This window comes from Agathobaculum sp., from assembly GCF_050946325.1.
GTDB lineage: Bacteria > Bacillota > Clostridia > Oscillospirales > Butyricicoccaceae > Agathobaculum.
Genome location: NZ_JBMNUP010000157.1, coordinates 1 through 4,166, shown reverse-complemented (window position 1 = coordinate 4,166; position 4,166 = coordinate 1). Strand labels below are relative to the sequence as shown.

Here is a 4,166-nt window from a genome sequence, read left to right as displayed (position 1 = left end):
GCCCAGCCGCCGTTGGGGTCGGTGCAGTTGTTGACATAGCCGTTCCGGCAGAAAAAGCAGCGGCCGCAGAAGGTCTCCACGTTGACGGTGACCCTGTCCCCCGGCTGCACGGTGGTGACGGCTTCGCCCACCTGCTCAACCACGCCAACCATTTCGTGTCCAACGGTCACGCCGGGCACGGCGCGCGGCACCGAGCCGTGCTTGATATGCAGATCGCTGGTGCAGATGCTGGCCATCGTCACGCGCACAATGGCGTCGCGCGGGTCGCACAGGGTCGGTACCGGTTTGCTGCACAGGGCAAAACGGCCGGGCTCCACATAGGTATATGCAAGCATAGTTCACTGCTCCTTCCGGTTTCTTTCATTATAATGTAGGGAAGAAGCAAAGTCAATTCCGGAGCGGAAGCGGCCGCCTGCCGGCAGGGACAGGGGTTACTGCACGGTGTAGTTTTCCACGGTGCCGGAAAGCGTGGCGCGCTGCCGGCTGCCGTCCGCGCCGGTATAGGTGAAGGAAACCCCGGAAGCGAGCTGCTCGGTCACGTCGATGGGAATGTAGCCGTTGATATGCAGCAGCAGCCGGTCGTTTTCGGCATAAACGGTGTACGGTTCTGCCGCGGGGTCGCGGTCCTGCACAATGGGCGCCGCGGCAGCGGCGGCAGCTTGCTGGTCGCCGGTCAGGATGGCGGCGGAGAGCGCGCCGCTATAGTCGGTGATGTGCGTGTCGTCCGCCCCGGGCGAGCAAACGGTAACGGTGGCGCTGCCGTCCGTGTGCAGGGTGAGGACGGCGCTGGCTGCTATTTGCTGGCCGCCGATGTGCAGTTTCAGTCCGGTGAATGCGCCGGGAAGCGCGTCTGCGCCGATTACCAGCAGCGCGGCCGCAGCTGCGGCGCAGACCAGCCGCCGGACGCCCGCGCGCACAGGCCGGCGCACGGTGCGCGCTGCCGTTTGCAGACGGCGCGTCAGCATTTGTTTTTCTGCCTCGGAAAATTGCGGGCGGAATGCGGTTTCGTTCATATTAAGACTCCTTTCAGTTCGGTTTTGAGCTGCTTTCTGGCGCGCTCGATTCGTTTGCGCAGCGCGGCGGGCGAAATGCCGAGCAGACGGGCGGCCTCGTCTGGCGAATATCCCTCTATCCAGGTAAGTTCAGCCGCCGCGCGGTACCGTTCCGGCAGCGCGCGCACGGCGTCCAGCACGGGGCTTTTGCCGCCTGCGGCGGCAGAAAGCGCTTCGTCCAGCGGTACGGCGCGGCTGCGGTGCGGCGCGCGCAGCAGGTTTTTGCAGGCGTTGCCCGCGGCGCGGATGACAAACGCCTTTTCGTGCTCTGCGCTGCGGAAGGCGCGGCGCTGGGTGAGCAGCTTGAGGAACAGGTCCTGGCAGATATCCTGCGCATCGGCGCGGTTCAGTCCGTGCGACAGGCACAGCCGCAAAATCAGGTCGGCATAGGTGCGGACAAACCGCTCTGCGTCCGCTTCGCCGTTCCAGTTGTACATGTTCCATCCTCCTTTCACCCTGAACACAACCGAAGGAGCCGGTTTGTGACAAAAATATTGTAGCGCGGGCACAGAAAAAAGGAAAGACCGAAAGAAAACGATTTTGCGGGGTTTGCCTGCCGCATCAGAAAAAAGAGAACGGAGAAAAATCCTGCCGAAAAGCGCCTTGTTATTCTGACCGATATCCGGTAAAATGGAGATTATGGAGATTTCAATATGCGGACTGCACCGGTTGATTTTACCGTGCCGCGGGTAATAAGCCGGAAAGGAGTGAAAAGGGGGAGCGGCGTGATAAAACAAAAAGGAAGGAAAGCTGAAAATGAAAAGACTTGTAAGTTTGTTTTTGGCATTGTCCCTGTGCATGGGGGGAACGGTTTCGGCCGCGGCGGCCGGAACAAAGGACCTGACGCCTGCGGAAGCGGCGGCATATCTGAAGGCGCTGGCCAGCGCAGGGGACGCCCAGTACAGCGGATTGGAAGATTTGAACGGGGACGGGAAACCGGAACTGATTGCCGTCTATCATCGGAATACGGCGCTTACCTATGACGCCGCCTGGACGTGAACATTTGGACGCTCCGGACCAATACGGCGCATAAAACGGCTGTGCATACGCTGGAGGCGGCAACCGGATCGACTGCTTTCGATATGGGAATTGCCCGCCGGTCCGGACAGGCCCGCCTGTTTGAAACCCGTTTTTATCCCAGAGAAAACCATGAATCGTACAGGTTCTTTTATATGGACGGCACAACGGAGGAACATTCCGGCGCGGCAGACCCCGGGGACAGCGCCGGGATTATCTCCCCGTGTGAGGAACTGGCCATGAACTGGGAGACGGAAAACTGGTTTTATGGGCAGGGCACGCAATGGTTTGCTGAAAAACAAGGCGATGTGAGCGGCGATTTGAACAGACGCGCCGCACAGGGAGAGAGCGGTTCGGCCGGAAACAATACCTACACGGTGAAGGGCTATGAGTATGACGGCTCTGCCTATACCCTTACCTTTGAAACATCTTCCGTTGAAAAGAAAACCCTGCTGGTGGGCGACGATTCTGCAGAAGGCGGAGAGCCGAAACCGGTCTACGCCACAGTTGTTTCCGTTCGCCCGGGCAGTACCATTCGCGCAACGGGCGGAACCACCATTGCTTTGGACTGGCACTCCGGCTCCGAAGAACTGGGCGTTTTTGCGCAGGGCGGCTTTGTGGAGGGGAACGATTGCTTTATGACGGGACAAATTGCTGCAAGCATTCTGAACGGTCCTGCAGGCAAAACGTTTCGCCGCGGAAACGAGATTTATAAGCTGGAGGCAGCGGATAGTGACGGCACCCCTGTTTATGTCCGTCTGGGCGAACAGACTGCCGCCGTGCATGGCTTTACAGACGTAAAAGCAACCGCTTATTATGCCGATGCGGTGAAGTGGGCAGTGGACAGGGGCGTTGCCGAAGGAACCACGGCCACCACGTTTTCCCCCAACAACACCTGCACCACGGCGCAGATTTTAACTTTCCTGTGGCGCGCCAAAGGCTCCCCTGCGCCCGCCGGCCATAGCGCCGCCGTACCTTCTGGCAAGTATTACACCGATGCGGCCAACTGGGCGCTGGAAAAAGGGCTGACAGACGCCTTTCGTGCCGATACGCCGGCTACCCGCGCCGCTACGGTGACCTATTTGTGGAAGCTGGCAGGCAAGCCCCGCGCCGCCGCCGCCCCGTTTGCCGATGTGGATGCGGGCGCGGCGTACGCGCAGGCGGTTGCGTGGGCTGTCCGGCAGGGCATTACCGACGGCACAAGCGCCACCACCTTTTCCCCCGATAAAACCTGCACCCGCGGACAGATTGTGACTTTCCTGTACCGCGATCTGGCGTAACGCAGCGTTCGCAAGGGCGCTTTGCAGCACCGCGGCATGATTGAAAAAACCCACCCCGTTTCAAACGGGGTGGGTTTTTGTCCCTTTATGGAGCGGCTGCGATGTCCGCGTCCTTTTCCGTTGCGGTAACCGAGCCGTCCTCGCCCACCTGCACGTCAAACGACGGGCTGTCTGCCGCGCCGTCTCCGTCTACCTGCACGCCACGCGGCGCGTCCGGTTCACCGGTGATGGTAACGGCAATATCGCTGCCGTCCTCGCCCTTGACCGAATAGGTGGTCGAGCCGTCCGGATTGGTCTGCGTATCCCGCACCTCGCAGCGGAAAGCAACGCAGATGCTTTCCAGCAATGCGCCGTCCGTGGCGGCGTTGGCTGCCCCTGCGGCGGTTATGCTGAGTGCGGCGACTGCGGCGGCGATGGCCGCGCTTTTGCGGATACGTCCTTTTTTCATGGGTTTGGCCTCCTGCCTGATTGGCGCGCCGGAGGCGTGCAGATGTGCAAAGGCTGCTTGATATTGTTCTTTATTCAGCATCGTTTTCGCCCTCCAGCTTGTCTTTGAGTTTGCGTCTGGCCCGCAGCAGGCGGGTCTGCACGGCGCTTTCCCGTATCCCGAGGATGCCGGCGATCTCGCGCACCGAGTAATCCTCATAATAATACAGGTGGATGGGAACGCGGTACTTCTGCGGCAGCTCCATCACGGCCAGAAACAGGGCGGACTGCTCGGGCGTTTCAAAGCCGAGCGTTTCGGCGTAGTCCTCGATCGGCGCGGTATACCGCCGCCAGGGGGATATCAGATAGCGCTTGCATTCGTTTACCGTTA

At 60.5% G+C, this 4,166-nt stretch carries 7 protein-coding genes; 2 read left to right on the top strand and 5 right to left on the bottom strand.

Features of this window, described 5'->3' with window-relative positions:
* The 3 genes from ACOYIE_RS09765 to ACOYIE_RS09755 form a co-directional block, all read right to left on the bottom strand.
* The coding region (locus ACOYIE_RS09765) for an alcohol dehydrogenase catalytic domain-containing protein (RefSeq protein ID WP_433412735.1) at positions 1–335 on the bottom strand (335 nt) is incomplete at its 3' end.
* 96 nt (positions 336–431) lie between these two features.
* Positions 432–1,013 (bottom strand): hypothetical protein, encoded by a 582-nt coding sequence (locus tag ACOYIE_RS09760; RefSeq protein ID WP_433412733.1) that lies wholly within the window; start codon positions 1,011–1,013, stop codon positions 432–434.
* Positions 1,010–1,489, bottom strand: coding sequence for an RNA polymerase sigma factor (locus ACOYIE_RS09755; protein ID WP_433412731.1), 480 nt, complete (start codon positions 1,487–1,489; stop codon positions 1,010–1,012). Before ACOYIE_RS09755 ends, ACOYIE_RS09760 begins: the two co-directional genes overlap by 4 nt.
* A gap of 319 nt (positions 1,490–1,808) precedes the next feature.
* Between ACOYIE_RS09755 and ACOYIE_RS09750 the strand changes: the two genes are divergently transcribed.
* Both ACOYIE_RS09750 and ACOYIE_RS09745 read left to right on the top strand, forming a co-directional pair.
* Positions 1,809–2,051, top strand: coding sequence for a hypothetical protein (locus tag ACOYIE_RS09750; RefSeq protein ID WP_433412729.1), 243 nt, complete (start codon positions 1,809–1,811; stop codon positions 2,049–2,051).
* Positions 2,048–3,349 carry an S-layer homology domain-containing protein gene (locus ACOYIE_RS09745; protein WP_433412727.1) on the top strand — a complete coding sequence of 434 codons (1,302 nt, stop codon included), beginning with the start codon at positions 2,048–2,050 and terminating at the stop codon, positions 3,347–3,349. The genes ACOYIE_RS09750 and ACOYIE_RS09745 overlap by 4 nt, the downstream gene beginning before the upstream one ends.
* An 85-nt stretch (positions 3,350–3,434) precedes the next feature.
* Here the strand turns inward: ACOYIE_RS09745 and ACOYIE_RS09740 are convergent, their stop codons facing one another.
* Both ACOYIE_RS09740 and ACOYIE_RS09735 read right to left on the bottom strand, forming a co-directional pair.
* Entirely contained in the window at positions 3,435–3,797 is a 363-nt protein-coding gene (locus ACOYIE_RS09740) for a hypothetical protein (RefSeq protein ID WP_433412726.1), read from the bottom strand.
* Positions 3,798–3,867: 70 nt separating this feature from the next.
* On the bottom strand, positions 3,868–4,166 hold a 299-nt coding region (locus tag ACOYIE_RS09735; protein WP_433412724.1), incomplete at its 5' end, for a sigma-70 family RNA polymerase sigma factor.

What these genes read in the sequence shown, in the direction of transcription:
- ACOYIE_RS09760 (WP_433412733.1), bottom strand. Translation starts at nt 1,013, where the DNA reads ATGAACGAAACCGCATTCCGCCCGCAATTTTCCGAGGCAGAAAAACAA.
- ACOYIE_RS09755 (WP_433412731.1), bottom strand. Translation starts at nt 1,489, where the DNA reads ATGTACAACTGGAACGGCGAAGCGGACGCAGAGCGGTTTGTCCGCACC.
- ACOYIE_RS09750 (WP_433412729.1), top strand. Translation starts at nt 1,809, where the DNA reads ATGAAAAGACTTGTAAGTTTGTTTTTGGCATTGTCCCTGTGCATGGGG.
- ACOYIE_RS09740 (WP_433412726.1), bottom strand. Translation starts at nt 3,797, where the DNA reads ATGAAAAAAGGACGTATCCGCAAAAGCGCGGCCATCGCCGCCGCAGTC.